This window comes from Blautia sp. AF19-10LB (assembly GCF_003461245.1).
GTDB lineage: Bacteria > Bacillota > Clostridia > Lachnospirales > Lachnospiraceae > Blautia_A > Blautia_A intestinihominis.
The window spans coordinates 1-371 of record NZ_QTWS01000098.1 but is presented as its reverse complement, the minus strand read 5'-3'; the positions used below and the strand labels follow the sequence as shown (position 1 = coordinate 371).

The 371-nt window shown below is 37.2% G+C and carries 1 protein-coding gene; it reads right to left on the bottom strand.

The annotated features are described in order from the left end of the window. A partial coding sequence (locus tag DWX28_RS19685) for a DUF4179 domain-containing protein (RefSeq protein WP_199611885.1) occupies positions 1 to 371 on the bottom strand: 371 nt, incomplete at both ends.

The following is a 371-nucleotide window of genomic DNA, read 5'->3' as shown; positions in this document are numbered from 1 at the left end:
CTATAATGACAAACCTGACCATCTGTTCCGTTCTCCTTTTTCTCCATAGCATATGTTCCATCTAACTGTGCCGCTTTTCCATTTATCTCTACTTCTGTTAGTAGAATAGTCTCCTTTTCTTTTGAAGCATTTATATTATCAGATATTGCCACCCATAAATTCTCCTTATCAGCAGCAATTTCATCTAACGTAATAGAAACTCCATTTTTAGTAATCGTTTTTCCAACACTATCTATATATGATTCTACATTTTCATTAATCCCCAATGCAGTTTGAATCCACGAAGTAATCTGTTCCCAGGCCGCCTTTATCTCATGCGGATGTCCCAAGCCTCCTATCAATAATGCTATTACAACTCCTGCTGCTGCAAT